Origin of the sequence: Parachlamydia sp. (assembly GCF_050255895.1) — a bacterium.
Lineage (GTDB): Bacteria > Chlamydiota > Chlamydiia > Chlamydiales > Parachlamydiaceae > Parachlamydia > Parachlamydia acanthamoebae.
On record NZ_JBFWIR010000005.1, the window covers coordinates 1 to 18,719 of the forward strand.

16 protein-coding genes are annotated in these 18,719 nt (G+C 39.7%); 7 read left to right on the forward strand and 9 right to left on the reverse strand.

Annotated elements, in window-relative coordinates; translation table 11 throughout:
- The coding region (locus tag AB7E63_RS01560; protein WP_428418503.1) for a glutamate--tRNA ligase family protein at positions 1-366 on the reverse strand (366 nt) is incomplete at its 3' end.
- 128 nt (positions 367-494) lie between these two features.
- The gene (locus AB7E63_RS01565) at positions 495-2,462 is read right to left on the reverse strand and encodes a S41 family peptidase (protein ID WP_013924295.1); all 1,968 of its coding nucleotides are present in this window, start codon (positions 2,460-2,462) and stop codon (positions 495-497) included.
- A gap of 269 nt (positions 2,463-2,731) precedes the next feature.
- Between AB7E63_RS01565 and AB7E63_RS01570 the strand changes: the two genes are divergently transcribed.
- From AB7E63_RS01570 to AB7E63_RS01595, 6 genes are all read left to right on the forward strand, one after another.
- On the forward strand, positions 2,732-3,178 hold the full coding sequence (locus AB7E63_RS01570; protein ID WP_013924296.1) for a hypothetical protein: 447 nt from the start codon (positions 2,732-2,734) through the stop codon (positions 3,176-3,178).
- Between the two features lie 151 nt (positions 3,179-3,329).
- Positions 3,330-3,752 carry a hypothetical protein gene (locus AB7E63_RS01575; RefSeq protein ID WP_039378315.1) on the forward strand — a complete coding sequence of 141 codons (423 nt, stop codon included), beginning with the start codon at positions 3,330-3,332 and terminating at the stop codon, positions 3,750-3,752.
- A gap of 132 nt (positions 3,753-3,884) precedes the next feature.
- Positions 3,885-4,313 carry a hypothetical protein gene (locus AB7E63_RS01580; RefSeq protein WP_039378320.1) on the forward strand — a complete coding sequence of 143 codons (429 nt, stop codon included), beginning with the start codon at positions 3,885-3,887 and terminating at the stop codon, positions 4,311-4,313.
- Positions 4,314-4,973: 660 nt separating this feature from the next.
- Positions 4,974-5,411: a helix-turn-helix domain-containing protein gene (locus tag AB7E63_RS01585; protein WP_013924299.1), complete on the forward strand. Its 438-nt coding sequence runs from the start codon at positions 4,974-4,976 to the stop codon at positions 5,409-5,411.
- 215 nt (positions 5,412-5,626) lie between these two features.
- Positions 5,627-6,229 (forward strand): hypothetical protein, encoded by a 603-nt coding sequence (locus tag AB7E63_RS01590; protein ID WP_006340217.1) that lies wholly within the window; start codon positions 5,627-5,629, stop codon positions 6,227-6,229.
- Positions 6,207-7,829 carry a ComEC/Rec2 family competence protein gene (locus AB7E63_RS01595; RefSeq protein ID WP_039378325.1) on the forward strand — a complete coding sequence of 541 codons (1,623 nt, stop codon included), beginning with the start codon at positions 6,207-6,209 and terminating at the stop codon, positions 7,827-7,829. The genes AB7E63_RS01590 and AB7E63_RS01595 overlap by 23 nt, the downstream gene beginning before the upstream one ends.
- On the opposite strand, the gene AB7E63_RS01600 is transcribed toward AB7E63_RS01595, so the two are convergent.
- The 3 genes from AB7E63_RS01600 to mutL are packed head-to-tail and all read right to left on the reverse strand — an operon-like array spanning position 7,817 to position 12,557.
- The gene (locus AB7E63_RS01600; protein ID WP_006340219.1) at positions 7,817-9,580 is read right to left on the reverse strand and encodes an ATP-binding protein; all 1,764 of its coding nucleotides are present in this window, start codon (positions 9,578-9,580) and stop codon (positions 7,817-7,819) included. The genes AB7E63_RS01595 and AB7E63_RS01600 overlap by 13 nt on opposite strands.
- 3 nt (positions 9,581-9,583) lie before the next feature.
- Complete coding sequence (locus AB7E63_RS01605; protein WP_006340220.1) at positions 9,584-10,666, reverse strand: M24 family metallopeptidase; 1,083 nt, start codon at positions 10,664-10,666, stop codon at positions 9,584-9,586.
- A gap of 28 nt (positions 10,667-10,694) precedes the next feature.
- Positions 10,695-12,557 (reverse strand): DNA mismatch repair endonuclease MutL, encoded by a 1,863-nt coding sequence (mutL, locus tag AB7E63_RS01610; protein WP_059360260.1) that lies wholly within the window; start codon positions 12,555-12,557, stop codon positions 10,695-10,697.
- A 271-nt stretch (positions 12,558-12,828) separates the two neighbouring features.
- On the opposite strand from mutL, the gene AB7E63_RS01615 reads away from it, so the two are divergent.
- Positions 12,829-14,664 carry an MFS transporter gene (locus AB7E63_RS01615; RefSeq protein ID WP_428418509.1) on the forward strand — a complete coding sequence of 612 codons (1,836 nt, stop codon included), beginning with the start codon at positions 12,829-12,831 and terminating at the stop codon, positions 14,662-14,664.
- Here the strand turns inward: AB7E63_RS01615 and AB7E63_RS01620 are convergent.
- From AB7E63_RS01620 to AB7E63_RS01635, 4 genes are read right to left on the reverse strand one after another with little or no spacing between them, the layout of a single operon-like run.
- Positions 14,658-15,314, reverse strand: coding sequence for a protein-L-isoaspartate(D-aspartate) O-methyltransferase (locus AB7E63_RS01620; protein ID WP_006340224.1), 657 nt, complete (start codon positions 15,312-15,314; stop codon positions 14,658-14,660). The genes AB7E63_RS01615 and AB7E63_RS01620 overlap by 7 nt on opposite strands.
- Positions 15,315-15,346: 32 nt before the next feature.
- Positions 15,347-16,486, reverse strand: coding sequence for a glycosyltransferase (locus tag AB7E63_RS01625; RefSeq protein WP_006340225.1), 1,140 nt, complete (start codon positions 16,484-16,486; stop codon positions 15,347-15,349).
- A gap of 7 nt (positions 16,487-16,493) precedes the next feature.
- Positions 16,494-17,663, reverse strand: coding sequence for a glycosyltransferase (locus AB7E63_RS01630; protein ID WP_006340226.1), 1,170 nt, complete (start codon positions 17,661-17,663; stop codon positions 16,494-16,496).
- Between the two features lie 40 nt (positions 17,664-17,703).
- Positions 17,704-18,150: a hypothetical protein gene (locus tag AB7E63_RS01635; protein WP_039378337.1), complete on the reverse strand. Its 447-nt coding sequence runs from the start codon at positions 18,148-18,150 to the stop codon at positions 17,704-17,706.
- Positions 18,151-18,719 lie beyond the last annotated feature (569 nt).

Below are 18,719 nucleotides of genomic sequence, written 5' to 3' on the forward strand. Positions count from 1 at the left end.
TTTAGCGAGAAGTTCACGCATCTCGGAGAGTTCTTCAGCTGTGCAAAAGCATTTGTAGGCACCATCTCGTGCGAGGAGATGCTCACATTCTTCTTTATACATAGGAAGTCGTTCAGATTGTCTGTAGGGGCCGTAGTTGCCACCAATATCTGGGCCTTCATCCCATTCAATTTGGCTCCACTTCAACGCCTTGTAGATGTTTTGTTCATACTCTGGGCGGCTGCGACTTTGGTCGGTGTCTTCGATTCGTAAAATGAACTTCCCTTTATGATGACGAGCAAAAATCATGTTAAAGAGAGCCATATAAGCTGTCCCGACGTGAGGATCGCCTGTCGGGGAGGGCGCGATGCGGACGCGTACTGACATAATAAATTTTTCCTTAATAGTTCAACTTATTAACCTGGGCTTCGAAGAAAAAAGCTGAAACCACAGGTTATTAAGAATAAGTATTATAATAACGTCTACTTAGAATTCAAGGAAAACATGGGCGGCCATCATGGTTTATTTGTCATGATTAAAATTAAATCTTTCATGATGTTGTACGTCTCAGTGAGCTGCAAGTCGTTTTGTCCAAATGAGCTTTCTTCTTCTTCTTCGTTCGGGATCGAGTCCTTTTCTTTTTCTTTTTTCTTTAGATCTTTCAAAAAAGCTTGAAAATTCTTGTTGTGCTCAATGCGGTAGGCCGAATTTGTCTTAAGAGTTTCTAAGTATTTATTATAGATGTTTAATTTTGGTTGAAGGTCAAACTTGTAGAGCATCCGAATTTTAGCACGCTGAGCAAAAGGGATGTCTGCTAAATCGTCATCAAAATTTTCTTTGATTTGATCGCTCTCAAGAGGGAATTTAGCAAATTTTTCCCCGATTTCAGATTCGGATAAAGCACCAGGTACAACGATGTCGGCATAAACACCATTTAGTTGCGGCGTTTTTCCTGAAACAGTGTAATAACGGCCCCGTGTAACTTTGTATTCTCCCTGAGGATTCACAGAATCTACTGCGTTTGAATTTAGGGTAAAGGTTTGAAAAGACCCTTTACCATAGCTGTGGTCATCTCCTACGACAATGGCTCGTCCATAATCTTGTAAAGTTTGGGCGACAATTTCAGAGGCTGAAGCACTGGCGCGATTGGTCAAGACAATCAGAGGGCCATCCCAAGTTGTTTTTGTCTCTAAGTTTCGCAAATGCTGAACTTTTCCTGCGCTATCCTTAATCGTGACGACCACGCCTTTGGTGATAAATAGGCCCGTTACATTCACGGCTTGGGAAAGCATACCCCCGGAATTATAGCGGAGATCTAGAATAATTCCTTGAAGCTTATGATCTTTCTTCATTTTTTTGATTTCATTTTCAAGATCGGTGGCAGAGGCACTATCAGGGTCTTGATAGAAAGAGTAAAGTCTGAGATATCCAATCACGCCATTTCCAAAAGGATCGTGCGAAGCTTCATAGCGTGTTTCTTTCAAAACCACTTCGCCACGTAAAATGGGGATATCCAATTTCTGTTCCATAGGGTGGCCGTTATCATTGCTTTCTCGAATCACGGTCAAGATGACGGGCGTCCCTTCGTGTCCGCGAATAAGTTCTACGGCATTTGTGATATCCATTCCAACGACAGGTTCTCCATCGACCGCGATGATCCGGTCTTTAGCTTTTAGTTCTTTTCCAAGGGAGGCCGGCCCCCCTTCAATGATTTTAACCACCGTAAAGCCATTTAAGTCATCTCTTAACTGTGCGCCGATCCCTAAAAGCCGCTGCTGCACATTGATCATAAATTCGGTAGCTTCGTCGGGTGTAAAGTACGCCGTGTGTGAATCCAATGCGGAGGCACTTGCTTTTAAAAAGGTGGTTAAAACGCGCTTTTTAAGTTCTTCAGGATTGGAATTTAGAATTTCTTCTTCGTATTTTTCCTGTCGTTTTTTGATTCTCTGCAAAGACTTTTCTTTTAACTCGTTTGTTAGCTTGGCTGCGCTCTCAATTTGAAGGGCTTTAATGCGAGATAAACGGGTCAGAAGTTCGTCTTCATTTTTTACCCATTTCATATCTTTAAATTCTTCAGGGTTGACGTGTGTTGGAAGATTTTGAGTGTCAACCTTTTGATCTAAAAGCCGGCGGCGATGAATGGCATCGGTCATTGTTTTTTGAATTTGTTCAAATACACTAAAATTGCGATTTTGATAATCTACCAAGATTTGCTCGGCTTGGGCGTCTGAAGGGTGCATCCATGCTGAAATATCAGATTCAATAAAATAGGTTTTTGTGGGGTCCAATTCTTCCATGTAGTTAGCTAAAACTCGTTTGATTAAAACTGGAGTAAGTTGATGATGAGAAGCATGAGACTTCATGATTTCTTCTAGTTTTGCATGGGCAATTTCAGGCGTTATTTCGGGGAGTTTTGCCTGAATAGAAATTGTGCAAAAAAGAAGAAGCACATAGGTAAATCGGAATACTTGTGAAATTCTCATGTAGACTCTCATTTGATTATTCATGATTAAGGAATGTTCGCTTTCCTCGGGAGAGGAATCATCGGTTTCTATGTCAGTTATTTTAGATAGTAAGTGTTAGGACATTTTCTTCCCAATGAAACATTCGATAGCTTGAATTGATTTTTTTGGCAATTCTCCCTTGCCCAATTCGGTTAAGAATAAATGATTATAATGGACTGATCTTATTTATTGTTAATAAATAAAGTGGCATTTGTTTTTTTTGTTAATGTTTTAAATTAAGGTGGATGATGTTAAATGTACAAAATATTAATCAGGTTTGCTGGGCAACCGAAAATGCGTTAAATGTTCTTGAATGTGTGCCGGTTGTGGGAATTCTTTCCTCAACAATTCGAATTCAAGCGGGATGCTTGCAGGAGCTTGCTGCTGTTATCACTTTAGTGGTGGGGGGAATCGGTCTTCTTGGTTCTATGTACTTTTATAAAAATGAAGAATCTAAGAAGAGGTATACCTTTGTTATTCATGTAGGAACGGAATATTTATTGCATGGCGCTTTAAATATTTTACGAGGTTATACAGTTTTAGTCCTTTCTGGATGTTCTTTTGGAATGGGTAATGTGTTTATGTTGATTCCAAACCTGGTGAAGGAAGAGAAATTCAATCCTGTCTTTGTTTATGGCTCATTTACAGATTCTTCGTCTTCCTTTAATCCAGAGCTTTTTAATCCGATTGTCTAAAGATGTTTTCTCTCTGGAAATAGCTAAAAAAATTTGGTTATTTCCTTTTTTTCACTTTTTTCATAATTAATCAATTCTTAACAAATCCTTAAATAAACAAAAACATATTCCGGGCTTAATTGTATTTTTTACAAAACCATAGGGATATAACATGAATGTAGATCGTTTTAGTAGTGCATGTAATAGTTTAGAGACAGGTTTTAACATTTTGGAGTGCGTTCCTATTGTTGGAGGATTCACTTCTGCAGTTCGTACTAAGCTTGGGGCAATGCAAGCTGTTGCCGGGCTTGTTTGCATGGTTGTTGCGGGCATTGGTATTTTTGCTTCCAATTGTTTGCGCGATCAAGAAGCGAAAAGAAAATTTGAGGCTGTAGGAAGATTCGGTGCTGAGCATACTCTGCATGGGGCTTTAAATATGATCAGAGGTGCGACCGTTGTGTTCATTTCCGCATGTACTTCTGGAATAGGTAACGTGGTGATGCTTGCTCCAAACATGGCCAAAGATGAGATGTTTACTCCATTCTTTAAATATGGAGAATTCACAGAAAAAAGACGGACTGTCGATTATCTTTAATACATATAATAGATCGTTTATCCCGGCGAATGCTTTTTTAATAATGTGAATTGTTATAAGCTCGATGCCTTGAAAACAGAGCACTAGTTTTTTTATTAATGATAATTCTCAGTTATTGGGACAAGGAGAGATATGCTAAGTATTAGAAATATTAACCACGGATGTACGCAAGTCGAGAAATTTTTGAATGTGGCCGAATGTGTGCCAATTGTTGGGATGTTATCGTCTGCCTTGCGTGTGAAAGCCGCTTATGGACAAGTCGTATTTGGTCTGGGTTGTGCTGCTGTGGGTGGAGTTGGCCTTTTAATTTCGGCGTTGGCAGATGATGAAAAAGGACAAAAAACATTTAAAAAGGTGACTATGTTTGGCGCTGAACACATGATTCACGGTGCTTTAAACGCCTTAAGAGGGTTTGGTGTGTTATTGTTGGGAACCTGTACATTTGGGCTGGGAAACGTTCAGATGATTGTTCCCAACATGTGGAAGGAAGACCATTTTGCTCCATTTTTTCAATATGGCAAATATACAGAAGAGCAATCAAAAGCGAACCTTCCTTATTAATTCGATCTATTTATGAGAAGAGGCTAATTGTCTCTTCTCTTTCTTTCGTCAATTTCTTTATTTAACAATTTCTTAATAAACTCTTAAAAGAATAGAAATATTTTATTGTTACAATTATTATTTCATTTCTTCTGCGATTCTTTTAATGCATGCACTGAAATCATTCGCTTTAGTGCCTGGTAGAAAGATTTATTAAGGAATTGAATGCCTAACTTTTATGCCGTGAATTTTAATGTTTTCTTTATCTGGTTGTGATTTGAAATCGAATTTAAATTGTATGTGAACGATGATGGATTTCAATAAAAAATGATGGATTATTAATTTTTGTTAATTTCTGCTAGATTTTTTTTGCTATATTTTTTAATCTATTTACCGCTTTGATTTTTATTTTTACAAAAATAAAAGATCGAACCTTTCAGAGGGTAGAGTGGCTTTTTTGATATTAAGAAATTTGTAAAAAAAAGCTTGAATTAAACTCCTTTTTATGTAAAATGGATGGTTCGCATTAAGACGGACATCGCTAGATCTTAAAGATATGATGCGGCATCGTCCCAAGTTTTAAAAATCGAATCCCGATGGGTTTTTATGCGTCATTGTGGGTTCTAAAAGTGATAAATTGTCTTTTATAACAAAAATATTATTGTGGGTAGGAGGTATAAAATGCCTAAAAATAAAGAAAGTCAAAAAAATCAAAATGGAAAAAAAGTCGTTTCAATTACAGAAGCAGCTAAATTAAATAAAGTCACAAGACAAGCAATCTATGTTGCAATTAAATTGAATAAGCTTAAAGCACAAAAAGAGACAACTCGGTGGACTATTAATCTTGACGATTTAGAAGCTTATCGCAAACAAAAATACTCCAGAACAAAATCGATGTTCAATGGTGAATTATTGTTTGATAACGGCAGAGGCTTTTTCTCCGTTAACCAAGTTGCGAAAATGTTGAATGTACCAGCTCAAAAAATTTACTATGCTACACGTATTGGAATTTTAAAAGCGCATCGTAAGGGAGCTGCTTGGGTCATTCATTCTGATGATGTTGATCTATATAAAGAAAGCTATTTGACTAAGAAAAATAGCCGTCGCAAAGCGAGCTAATTTCTGTCGCTGATTAAATTTGTAATGATAATAGCAATAGAAATGGTGGAAATTCCTACCTCTCGTCTCTTGTAATAAACATCATTTTGATGGCCCTCTCTGCACCATAGCAAAAAAGGTGGAATACTAACATTTTTTTTGCTATGGTTGCTTATTTTTAAATAGTTTCCTAGAAGCGTAGGGAGCTATTGTCACAAATGAGGAAGAAGGAAAAGATGGAATTTGGGAAATTATTTGCCGTCAATATTGAATTCAAAGACCTTAATTTTCCGAATGAAAAAGATCAATACCTCTCTCTAGAAGTTGTTTTAATTGCCCGCAATCACCAAGTTTTACAGCCTCTCTTATATGAACTCAAGCATAAAGCTTTAATGGAATTGACGCGTGAAGGAGTCACTCAGCATGCAATCCATGAAATTTTTCCAGATGCCTGTTCTTTATTAGGTGAGGTGGCTTCTCTAAATCGGCAGACAAAACAAGTTTGGTTAAGCAATCACCTTGTGGTATCTTATCAGCACTTAATCTTGGTCACGCAAGATCAATCCATTTTAGATCATTCTGCAAAAGAAGAAGAGTTTACCCTTGCTTTACAAGCTCTTTTTAGTGCTCTACGCGTGCAGGCAAAAAGAACAAGCGTTATGAAAGCCAGTTCTTCTGAGGTGCACAAAATGAAAAGTATTCAAAAATCAACCTATTATTCTGACAAAGAATCCCTTCCTAAAAACGTGGCCAATGTGCCGTGTCCCAAAAATAACGAGACCTCTTCCCTAAATTTGCGCTCAAATAAACGCCTATATGAGCTACAGTTGGGCGAATAGCCGCGGGGCGACTGAGCTGGTTCTTGCGCGCTTCATTGCGTGGCAACGAACACCTTTGATAAGTCAATTTTTTCATCCATTAGCGGCAACATACGATCTTTTTTGGAGATTTCATCCCGCTTTGCTCTACGGTCTTGCCATGTTAATGGGGATACAAGCCGCTCTTTTTAGCCTCCCTGTCCTTTTTTTGCCTTTTTGCGTGATCTGGTTTCCTGTGGTGACAACTCCACTTGGACTCTTCCCTCGGCTAAAAAAACGGCTGCTTATTGCTCTTGCTGTGATTGCAGCAGCTTATTTATATGCGCATTCACTTTATTTATATCCGCAAGTATCCGCTGAAGGTACTCAGGGAATTGCCTGTATTGACATTTCTTCCATTAAATCCGCTAAAAGTTTTCAAGGCCAAAGTTGGAAATACACGGGAACGATTCAGAGCTTTGTTCCTTTAGACGGACAAGATTCCGTTGCGTGTCATGTGCCTTATACGCTGTTTCATTCTGAACATTTCGACGCGACTTGCTCTTATTTTGTAGAGGGGATTTTAAAGGAATGGCGGCCAGGTTATTACATCTTAAAATTGAAAAAAGGAAAAGTTTGGGCGCCAGTGTCTCAGACTTGGAGCATGGCAGAGCTGCGGCTGCAGTGGAAACAGCAGCTTTTCGATTACATTTTAAAACATATTCCCGAAAAAAGAAGTGCCCGTTTTCTAGCTGGTATTGTGACAGGTGAGTTTGATGATGGTCAGTTAAGCTTTGAGTTTTCCCGTTTTGGATTACAGCACATCATGGCAATTTCAGGGTTTCATTTTGCGATTATTGCATCGATATTGGGATTTTTTCTGAGGCAGGGATTTTCAAAGAATGTGCAAACGCTCATTTTATTGCTATTATTGACAGGCTATTTTGTATTTTTAGGTCCAGCATGTTCAATTATGCGGGCGTGGATCACGATTTCAATTAGCCTTTGCGGTTATTTGTTAAATAAAAGAGCCTTTGGGCTTAATTCGCTTGGAGTCGCTTTAATTGTCATGCTCGTGATTAATCCACTCAGCTACCGCAGCCTGGCCTTTCAGTTTAGCATTCTTACTACAGCATCCATTCTTTTGTTTATGCCTGTCATGACAACCTTATTGGAAAAAATCTGGCCCAAGCGCCCCTTGAAAGAGGCTGTCCTTATGCGTCTCACCGATCAGCATGGTTATGTGATTTTAAGCATGTTTCGAGACGCTTTAGCTCTTTGCCTGTCCGTGAATTTAATCGCGCTCCCTTTAACACTCTTTTATTTTCACAAATTTCCTTTATTAAGCATTCTTTACAATCTTTTTTTCCCTTTTTTGGTCAGCATTGCCATGTTTTTGTTAGTTATTAGCATGGGGATTGGTTTGATCTGGCCTTATGCGGCGAAGGGGTTTTATGTGGTAACAAGTGAGTATACGGCTTTGATGTTGGATTTCACTTTTAATATGCCTACATCCATGGATTATTTTTTGCGCGTGCGGTATTTTTCTGGAGAAGCACTGATTGTTTATCTAGTCGTGCTTCTCACAGTAGGGATTTTTCTGAGCCCTAAAGCCCAATCCTCAAGCCCTTATTTTACCTGAATATCTCTCTGAATAGGGAGAAAAATGGTAAAGGTGGTGCCTTTGTCCAATTCGGATTCAGCCGAAATTTTCCCAAAGTGTTTTTCAATAATCGTGTGTACAATCGATAGTCCCAAGCCTGATCCCCCCATTTTTTGGGAGTGTGCTTTATCTACTGTGTAAAAACGTTCGAAAATATGCTCAAGATCTTGTTGAGGAATACCGATCCCTTTATCAGAAATTGTCAGCTTGGCCATATTGTCCTCTTTTGCAAGTGTAATCGTGATCTTAGCAGGTCCTTTCGAATATTTAGCCGCATTCTCTAACAGATTGATAATGGCCATTTCAATTAAATCGGCATCGACTGTCGCGGTGACATCTTCAGTTTTAATGAGCGTGATCTTGGCTTGAGGCGACATATCTTTAATCGTGCCTGCACAGCTTTCAATTAATTGAAAAAGATCACATTGCACCAGATGAGAAGAGGGAATATGTTCAATATCGGAGATCGTTAGGAGGTCCTTGATGAGCGTTGCCATTCTTTGACAATTGCGGACAATTTTCCCTAGCACCTCTTTTCTAACATTCGAGGGGAGTTCGGGATTGTCATTTAAGGCCTCCGCAAACCCATGAATAATGGTGATCGGAGTTTTGAGCTCGTGTGAAGCGTTAGCAATAAAATCTTTGCGCATTTCCAAGATTTTATAGTGAGAGGACTTATCTTGAAGCACCAAAATAGCACCGGTATTATCCGTTTTTGGGGCTGCAATGACATCTAGATAGAATTTTTCTTGGGGAGTTTTAATCTGAATATTATCTGTTAAAGGATGATTGTCTTGCTGGCAAGCCGCAAGCAAAGCATAGCATTTCGATTGTTTAGTGATGCTAAAGGGGTTTCCTACCAGCTGATTAGCTGGTAATTTTAACCATTCACAAGCTCGATTATTTGCATAGGTGACGATCATATTCGTATCGACAGCGATGACGCCTTCAATGAGGGACTCCAGAATGGTTTCTTTTTCTTTCCGCTCAGAAGTTAGATTGTGAATGTGATTTTTAATTTTTGAAGACAATGCATTCAGCGTGGAGGCTAATTGACCAAATTCATCTGTCCGACTGGCCCAGCGCAACCTGATTTCGGGAACAGATGTTTCTTCTCCATTCTGAAAAGGTTTGACAACTCGTAAAATTTCCTCAATAGGCTTTGTTAAATAATTAATGATAAACCAGGTCATTAAACTAAACAGGAGAAGAACAGCAGTTGAAAGACCTAAGAAATTTAACTCGAAATCGTGTGTGAGTTCTGCGACATAGTAGTACGGGAATGCTGTGCGAACCACATAAGTTTTGCCATGAAAGTCAAAGGCTTTCGCGATATACACAAATTTTTGAGAAAGGAGATTGGAATATTCTTCATTGTATCCATAACCATTTTTGAACGCATCAAGTACTTCGGGATGAGAGACTACGTAATCTTGGCTAAAGCGTAGTCCAAGCAATCGTTTTGTGTGTGAGTCATAAAGCACCTTATGGTCATTAGAGATTACACTCACACGGAAAAAAATTGCGGACTTTTGATACTTCAATCTTCTCACTAAAGCATCGTTATCGGGGGCCGATTTGATCCGCGCAATCAGTTCCGTTGCACGTTCTTCCATCGCATTGATGACGATTCTCTTGACCGTTGAAGAAACAAAAGGATAAAGCAATGCAATAAAGACTAAGAACGCAATAATGTAGGCAATTAAAATTTTTTGTCGAAAACTAAACATAAATTATAAAATTTGTATCTCTTTTGAGCGGTTAGTCAGATTCTCATACCCATCTTCTGTGATGAGCACACTATCTTCGATACGGACACCCCCAACATTAGGCAGATAAATTCCAGGTTCGATCGTGATGACCATGCCGGGTTCTAAAGTGACTTCTGCAAAAGGAGGCTTATTGCGGAGGATAGGAAATTCATGCACAGCGAGTCCAATGCCGTGCCCTAAGCTATGTGTGAAATTTTCTCCATAGCCGGCTTGTGTAATCAGGCTTCTGGCTACAAAGTCGAGTTCTCCAACTTTGGTCCCAGGGCGGCAGAGGTCTAAAGCTGCTATTTGGGCCTCTAGAACACAGTGGTAGATGGTAACAAGCTGTGGGGCGGGTTGCCCAAAAAAGAGGGTACGCGTCATGTCGGAATGGTAATGGGCATACGTCACACCAATATCAATTAAAACGGGTTGGCCCTTCTTAAGTTGATGCGCCCCAGCTCGATAATGAGGCATGGAACTGTTCATGCCAAACGCGATGATGGGCTCAAAAGCGACGCCTTTCGCTCCATGCTTTTTCCAGAATAATTCAAGCTCAATGGCAATTTCTTCCTCAGTGATCCCTTCTTTTAATAATCGGCAAACATAATCAAATCCTTGCGAGCCTAAAATCGCTGCACGCCGTAGTAAGTCCATTTCTTCGGGGGTTTTAATCATGCGCAAAGATCGTAGAGGGGAATCAATTGGAACGAGGGAGAGAGAATGGGTAATTTTTTTCTCTAAATCTTTAAAACTTAAAAAACGCATATAACTTGTTTGATCGCTTGAAAAGCCGAGTGTTTTGATCGAGGGGAGGTCGCTCAATAAAGTACCTAAGACTTCGTCTTTTGCCAGCAAAACAGGAAAAGGGCTGAGCTTTAAGCATTGCTCATAGTAGCGCCCATCGACAATGAGATAGCTGTTTTCCGGGTGAAGAAGGAGTGTTCCGGTTGAAATGGGAAATCCAAGTAAATACAAAAGATTGATTTCGTCTTCAATCAGCAAGGCATCACATGGAAGCTGAGAGAACAATTTTTTTAAGAGATCTTTAGGGGGTGTTGGCATAATCAAGCTCCGTAAAATCATTTCCTAACTAGCATTTTTGAAATTGTCTCGCAATTTCTTCACGAGACAGATGGATGGCAATCGGTTTTCCAAAAGGGCAATATAAAGGAGATTGGCACTCCCAAAGTTGACGTACAAGATTTTGAGCTTCTAGCAAAGAGAGGATGTGTTCTTTTCGAATAGCAGCCTTGCTCGCAATCTGTGCGAGACACTTATCTTTTTCTTTTTTTAAGGCAGAAGATTGGTTCATTTCTGCCAAAGTCTTGATAAGCTCATCGACAAAATAGGTGATGTCACTATTTCCAAAAAGCGAAGGGATGCCATCGATTGTGAAAGTGGTTGATCCAAATTCTTTGATTTGGATGCCCATCGCATTAAACTCCATCAAGTGTTCTTTCAAAAGAGCAGCTTCCAAAGGTGTAGTTTCTATCGTGTAAGGAATTAAAAGAGTTTGGATAGAGAAAGTGGGAGAGGCAGACTGAAGCTGCTCAAATAAAATACGAAAATGTGCTGCGCGTTGGTCAATAAGGCCAATTCCAATCTCTTCCTGTTTTGTCATGGGAAATGCATTTGTGTAATGCGTCAAAATAAATCCCTTGATGGTGGTAAGGACAAGGGGGACATTTTTTTGAGGAGGCAAGGGGAGCTGTTCGGGCAGCTGGAATTCTTCTTGTGTTTTAGGTGGATCAAAAGATCTTTGCGGATAGGGTGTCGGATTTGCCAATTCCTCCAAGAGAGAGTGATCAAAAAAATGGCCACCGAAACTTCCAAAAGAAGTGGAAGGTTGAAAGTCTGACTTTTCGTCGAAAGCAGGCGTAAAAATAGGGGGTTCTGCAAAATGAATGGGGGTGCTCTCAACTTCATGGGGATATAAGGCTTTTTGAACTGCAGAGATAATTAACTCTTTGATCATGGCTTCTTGCCTTAGGCGTACCTCTTTTTTTTGCGGATGAACATTGACGTCGACTAGAGTTCCCGGAAGAGATAAATGCAAAATGAATAAGGGATGTCGATTCGTGGCGAGTGCAGTCCCATAGCCCTCCCGCACTGCAAAAGAAATCGCAGGACTTGTGACGGTACGTTGATTGATAAAAAGAAACTGACAAGCGCGGTTTGGACGACTCGCGGAAGGAAACCCGATGTAACCCGTTATTTTGCATCCCTCTTTTTCCCCTTCGATAAAGCAAATCTCCTGGGCTAGGTCATGGCCTAACACAGAACCAATGCGATCGGATAATTTTTCAGCAAATGAGGCTGGTTGTTTTGAGGTAGGTGTTTTTAACAATGTTTCATGGTTGCTGATCAACTCAAACTGGATATCGGGATGCGCCAGGGCTTGCATGGTCAAAATTTTAAGGATTTCATTGGCATCGTAAGTGGGAGATTTTTGAAATTTTCTACGCACAGGGACATTAAAAAAAAGAGATTTGATTTCCACGGTAGTTCCAGGTGAACGGGCGGCTGGACAGCAGCGTAAAATTTTCCCTCCCTCAACTAAAATGAGAGTGCCTTTGGAATCGTTGCTTCCAGATTCAGGAGTAGCGGGGCAGGTCAGCAACATGAATTTGGAGATCGCTGCAATAGAAGGAATCGCCTCTCCTCGAAAGCCCATGGTTGCCAAAGCCTCCATATCTTCCACTTCTCGCAATTTCGAAGTGGCATGTCTTTCCAAAGATAAAAGTGCATCATCTTGTGTCATCCCACATCCATTATCGGAGATTCGAATGAGTTGCCTACCTCCTTCCTGAATTTCAACGCAAATTTCGGTGGAGCCTGCATCGATGGCGTTTTCAACAATTTCTTTCACAACAGATGCGGGATTTTCAATCACCTCGCCAGCTGCAATTTTGTTAATAGTGTGTTCATCTAAGATCCGAATTTTGGAGAGCATACTCTTTTCTTTTTGGGTTATAATGATAACTTTTATAGTTGAAAGTTTAACGTATTTCTGTGTTTATCGCTACAAACTTAGTGATTTAAATCATTGTATGTTTGCGTTTAATTCACCAAAAAAAACTCTTGTAGCTAAAGATAAGAGTCGACATACTTCTTAATAGTACAGATTTGCATTGAATAAGTTAAATAGCCTAAGAATGATAAAAACGAAAGGGCTATAAAAAATCAAAGCAGATCGACTTAGATTAATCAACCAAAAGAATCATATGGCAAAAGCGAAAAACCGGATGGTGAAAGCTCTTAAACGAGTCAATAAAAAGAGCTTGAATCAACCCATGATCCGTCGGGTTTCCTCATTTACGTATTTAAATGTTACCCAATTTTTAGGTGCCTTGAATGATAATATTTACAAACTTTTAATTGTTTATTTTTTCATTCAGCTTGAAGGTATTGAGAACAGTCATAAAATTTTAGCAATGTCCGGAGCCATTTTCGTGCTTCCGTTTCTTTTGTTTTCGGCCTCTTCAGGAACTCTTGCCGATCGTTTCAGCAAACGTAATATCATTGTTTTAACGAAAGTTTTCGAATTAGTGATCATGGGATTGGGGATTCTTGCCTTCCTCTATGAAAGTAAATTGGGGTCTTGTTGCATCTTATTTTTGCTGGCCACACAAAGTGCGATTTTTGGTCCCTCTAAATATGGAATTTTACCAGAGCTAGTCGAAACGGATAAGATTTCGAAGGCAAATGGATTGATGACATCTTTTACATTTTTGGCCATTATTTTAGGCACATTTTCTGCCTCATTTTTGTTAGATATTACGGGACGTGACTTCATCGCAGCTTCAATCTTTTGTACCTTAATTGCTTTTGCTGGCATGCTGACTAGCTTTTGTATTGAATATACACCTCCGGCCGGATCTTCCAAGCGCTTTAATATTCGCTTTTTACACGAGATTTATGAAACTCTTAAATTTGCCCGAAATGAACCTTCTCTTTTAGCCGCTATTTTGGGCTCCGCATTCTTCCTGTTCTTAGGCGCATTCGTGCAATTAAATATGATTCCTTTTGCAGTACAATCGCTTCATTTAACGGATATTCAGGGTGGATACCTCTTTTTATTGACAGCTATGGGAATTGGAACCGGTTCTTTATTAGCTGGTAAAATTTCTGGAAAAATTGTGGAACTAGGATTAGTTCCTTTAGCGGGAATTGGTATTGTTTTCAGTTGTTATTTGATGGATCTTTTTTCAGATCGCCTAGCCGCAATTATCCCATTAGTGATGATACTTGGTATGTTCGGTGGGATGTACCAAATTCCTTTAGATTCCTATATACAGGTGGCAAGTCCGAATAAATATCGAGGGCAAATCATAGCAGCAACAAACTTTTTAAGCTTTTTCGGGGTGCTATGTGCCTCCTGCCTTCTCTACATTTTGGCAGAAGTTTTTGGGTTAGGAGCAGACAAAGGCTTTACGATCATTGGAAATATTTCTCTCATCGTGACTATTGCGGTGACATTCCAATTCTTTGATTACCTCAGCAGATTTGTTGCGATGATTTTATCGCGTTTGCACTTTAAAATTCGTTTTAACGGAGTAGAAAATATCCCCAAAACTCCTGCAATTTATGTATGCACACACACGGCATGGAATGATACATTAATCCTATTAGGAGCGCAAAGACGCCGCATTCGTTTTTTTATTGAGCAAGAACAAGACCACACAAAATGGTTCAAGCGTTTTTACCATCTCTTGCGTGTTGTCCAAATTCCATCAATCCAGCCTCTCGAAAACAATGCAGATTGCTTAACGGATATTAAAAAATCTCTCGACCGCGGAAGTTCTGTTTGTATCTTTGTTGAAAATGAAAACGTTTGTGAAGAATTGTATAAATTAGAGCAAGCCTACTCGATTCAGAAGATTTTAAAAGATACTCCTTATCAAATTATTCCGGTGGCGATTGAAAAGGGTGAGAAAGAGACAGCTTCCCCATTTTTTACTCGTTTACTTGAAAAATTTCGTGTGCCGGCCTCCATTTCATTTGGAGCGCTCGTCTGTAAAAAATTTCATGAGAATGAGATGTGTTCTCTTAATCACTGACGCTCTTTCCAGCCTTCTTCTCCAATAAGTGGGACGAAGCGGACATACTCGAGATTTTCTTTTGAAAAGGTGAGATCCGGTAGGGCACGGATGCGGATGAGCTCTTGATCAAAAGAACTTCCGACAGGAATAACCAGGCGTCCCCCCATTTTGAGTTGACGACACAATGAAGGGGGAATGATAGGGCTGCCTGCTGTCGTAATGATGGCGTCAAAGGGCGCTTTATCTGGTAATCCAAGAGAGCCATCCCCAATTTCTACATGAACATTTGAATAGTGCAAACGTTGCAGCCGCTCTTGTGCTTTTTGGGCTAGATGAGGAAGCCTTTCGATTGTGTAAACATTTTGACAGATGCTACCCAATACCGCCGCTGCATATCCTGACCCTGTTCCAATTTCCAACACAATGGAGTTTTCATCCACTTGAGCCGCTTGGATCATCAAAGCTACGATATATGGTTGGCTAATGGTCTGCCCCTCTTCGATCGCTAAAGGGCCATCTTCATAAGCATAATGGACAAATTTTGAGGGAACAAATTCATGGCGTGGAACTTCTCTCATGGCTCTTAAAATGCGAGGATCATAAATGCCGCGAGGAATGAGTTGCTGTTCCACCATTAAATGGCGTTGTTTTGTATAAATGTCTTCCATATTTTTTTATTACAAAAAACATTTCATTTTGATCAATTGATTTGATCCATTAAAGTTTTTACCCGATGATCCCAAGTATGCGCTTGCTTGACCTTTAGTTTGCCACTTTGTGCCACAGTTCTGCGCTGTTCTTCATTTTCAAGATAGTAAGAGACTTGTTCAGGTAATTGATCCAATTTTGTTGGCTGATAGAGAAGTAGATCCTCGTTATTCCTGAATATTTTATTCAGGTAAGCATTTTCAGCTGTGACAACCAGAGCATCACAAGCAAGGCCGCCAAAAATTCGTTCTTGCGCCCCTCTTTTAATGTGGGGACTACTATTTAAAACAATGCGACTTGCTTTCATCAAATCATAAGAAGAAGCATAGTCAATTGGGGGATGAAAAACGGTTCGCGTTTTTTTCCCCAAAGCTTTTTTCCAATAGCTTTGATCTTCCTCTGAACAAAATAGATGTACAGGTAAATCTTTAAGAGCTTTGACAAGATCGATGCGTCCCTTTCCTTTGATACACAACTCAATTTCGCGGAAAATGGTGAAGTAAGGAATGGCGCGCAAATCGAAATGGGTTATTTGCTTGATTTGCTGGTTGAGTTCAGCATGAAATGCTTCGATGAATGAGGTGGAGGCATCTGCAAAGGTTTGCTCGACAGCAAATTGCATGGCTTTTACAACATAAGTGGGAAATTTTTTCTTCCAGTCTTGCATACGAATTTTATAGTCAATGAAAGAAGCTAGCATCACAACTTCAAAGCTTTTCTCTCGCTCGGTGTCTTCAAAAATTTCTCTCTCAACAGCATGAGGCAGAAATAGATGATTGGGAAAACGAAGCGAGTCTAGGAGTTCTCCATAAAATTCATCGACACATGCAATGGCCATATGGGGGCTTTGAAGAAGCTCATAGTAGTGATAGGGGACATCCACAAGATATGAAAGATGAGGTTTTTGAATGATATCACATAAAAAAATTCCTTCCGCATCTTGTGGCGCTCCATTAAAACAGATGGTCAGATCTGGTGGATCACTCAAAAGCGTTGCTTCGATTTCCAGCCCTTTTAATAAGCGGCAGCTTAGGCCTGTTCGGCATAGCGCCTCAAAAAGTTTTTGTGAAAAATGATGCAAAACTTGGTATTGGCTGCTTTCGGGCATTAAAACGTCGATCTTTTCAATCATGCAATTCCTATTCAGATGAAAAGTAAGTATTTAAATCGCGAAGAAGCTGTCTGGCGCGATGATCCCAGGTATGCCCATTTTGGACAATATTTTGTCCTTGCTGCACGCGATCTTGTCTTTCGTTTTCGTTGTTAAGGAAGTGATAAATGCTAGCATTTAGCGCATCCCATTGGCCATGTCGGTAATAAAGTAAACTTTTATCCCGAGGAAACTCTTCCAGAAGATAGGGGTTTTCTTGGCAAACAACCAGAGCTCCCGATTGAGTGCCAGCCAAAATGCGCTCATGCAGACCGTCTTTGATCCAGGCGCAGCTACTTAGCACAATTTTTGATTGCTGCATGATTTGAATGGCCTCTTGATAAGGAACAGGATCATGGCAGCGAACATTAGGCATATCTTTAAAGTAGTCGCTCCAACTTTTGGATTCATCGGGGGCTCCAAAAACATCGACCTGGGCATCTCGAATGTTGCGCACTAGCTCCACACGGTCTTTTCCCCGAATGTAGCGTTCTAGCATGTCTAAAACTTCGACAAAGTTAATTTCATGCGAGGGGATGGGATTGCCTTGTTTAGCTTGTTTATCCACGGCTTGCACAAATGCATGAATATAAGAGATCCCATCTTGATTCAGTGAAACGTCTATCGCTTCATTCAGCGCGTTGATCAAAGGTTTGGAAAAACGTTGCTCCCAATTTTCTCGAATTTTTTCATAGTCGATGCAAGAGGAGAACATGACAACTTCGTACTTTTTTTCCAAATGTAGATCTTTAAGGTCTTGATCAACTCCATGGGGAAGGAAAAAAGACTGAGCACTTTCGAGCTCAGTAAAAAATTGGCTGCCCAGTCGGTCAACACAGGTGATAATCGTTAAGGGGCTATTGGCTAAAGAAAAAAAAAGTGTGGGAGCATCCACAAGATAGGCCACGTGAGGGATGTTAATCAGATCACAAAAAAAACGGCCCTCTTCATCTGGTAAGAGTCCATTAAAAGAAAGGGTGCAATTGGGTGGATCTTGAAATATTTGGTCTAGAAAAGGTCTGGGATTATCCCTCTCGGCTTTCAGAATACGACAGTTAACGCCTTGGCGAGTAAGCGCCGCTGCGAAGTCCGTCGTGAATTGATTCAAAACGCCATATTGGCTACGAGCGGGGATGAAAATATCGATTCGGTTGATCATATGAAACCTAATGTATTGTAAATAATGGCGAAAGATAAGATCACTTAATTGGAATCCACTTTTTACGTGTTCCTAGTAACTTGCTTTTTCTTTTTTTGATTTCAATTTCAATTTCTTTGTGCTTTTCGATTTCGTTTCTTGTTTTTTGTTCAATTCCAGCCATCGATCGCAACCGATCGGCGACTTGCTTCCTTTGCTCTTGCATTTTTTCCCAGAGAGGGGTTCCGACATTTTTCGGATTGTTCAAAAAAGCGTCGATTTCATAAGGAGACATGCCTGATTTTGAATAAACTTCCTCGAGTTTTTTTTCCAAATCTCGGCGCATAAAGTTCATTCTATCAAGCATTTGAGTTATTTCTTTATCTTCGGATGGCTTTTTTTCTTGAAGTGGAGCGGGTGTGTGATGCGATGCGGGATGGATTTTTTTCTTTGGGCTCTTTTTTTTACCAGCAAAATCAAAAATATTAGGTGGTGGGTCTTCTACCATTTTAGCTCTCAATTACAAAGAAAAAGGCTCAATTTTTAAAAATGAGAATACCATACGCTTCTAATAACATTTTATCACGCCATTAAAAAAAGCTCAAGAAGGGGAAAAAAGACGCGCTAAAGCTAAGAGTGCATGTTGGTTAATCAATATTAAAAAAAAATATATCTGCAATATATCACCTTCTTATCGCCCTGTTTTTTTATTTTCCTTTTAGATTATCCTTTAAGGCTGATAGTGAAGTGTGCCGAGAGAGGGGTTGCAAGAGCAATAATAACGTATTTGCTTAAGCTCGAATTGTTAATTATATGCATTTACATGCAAAGAATTGAAATAAATCAAATGAAAAGCTATACTTTTTCGTGCAGGAACAATCATAATTTTAATTCGAATAAACTCTTACTTAAGAACTCTAATTGAAAGCGTCTTATGTTGGGACAAAGTGCTCCACTGATTCTAAAAAAATTTAATAGCGCAAACTCAACTGATGATTGAATGCAGGGTTTATTCTAGCAATTGTTGTAGAGTAATCCTGGCTAATTAGTTTTTTTATTTAAATGTTAGACAAACGA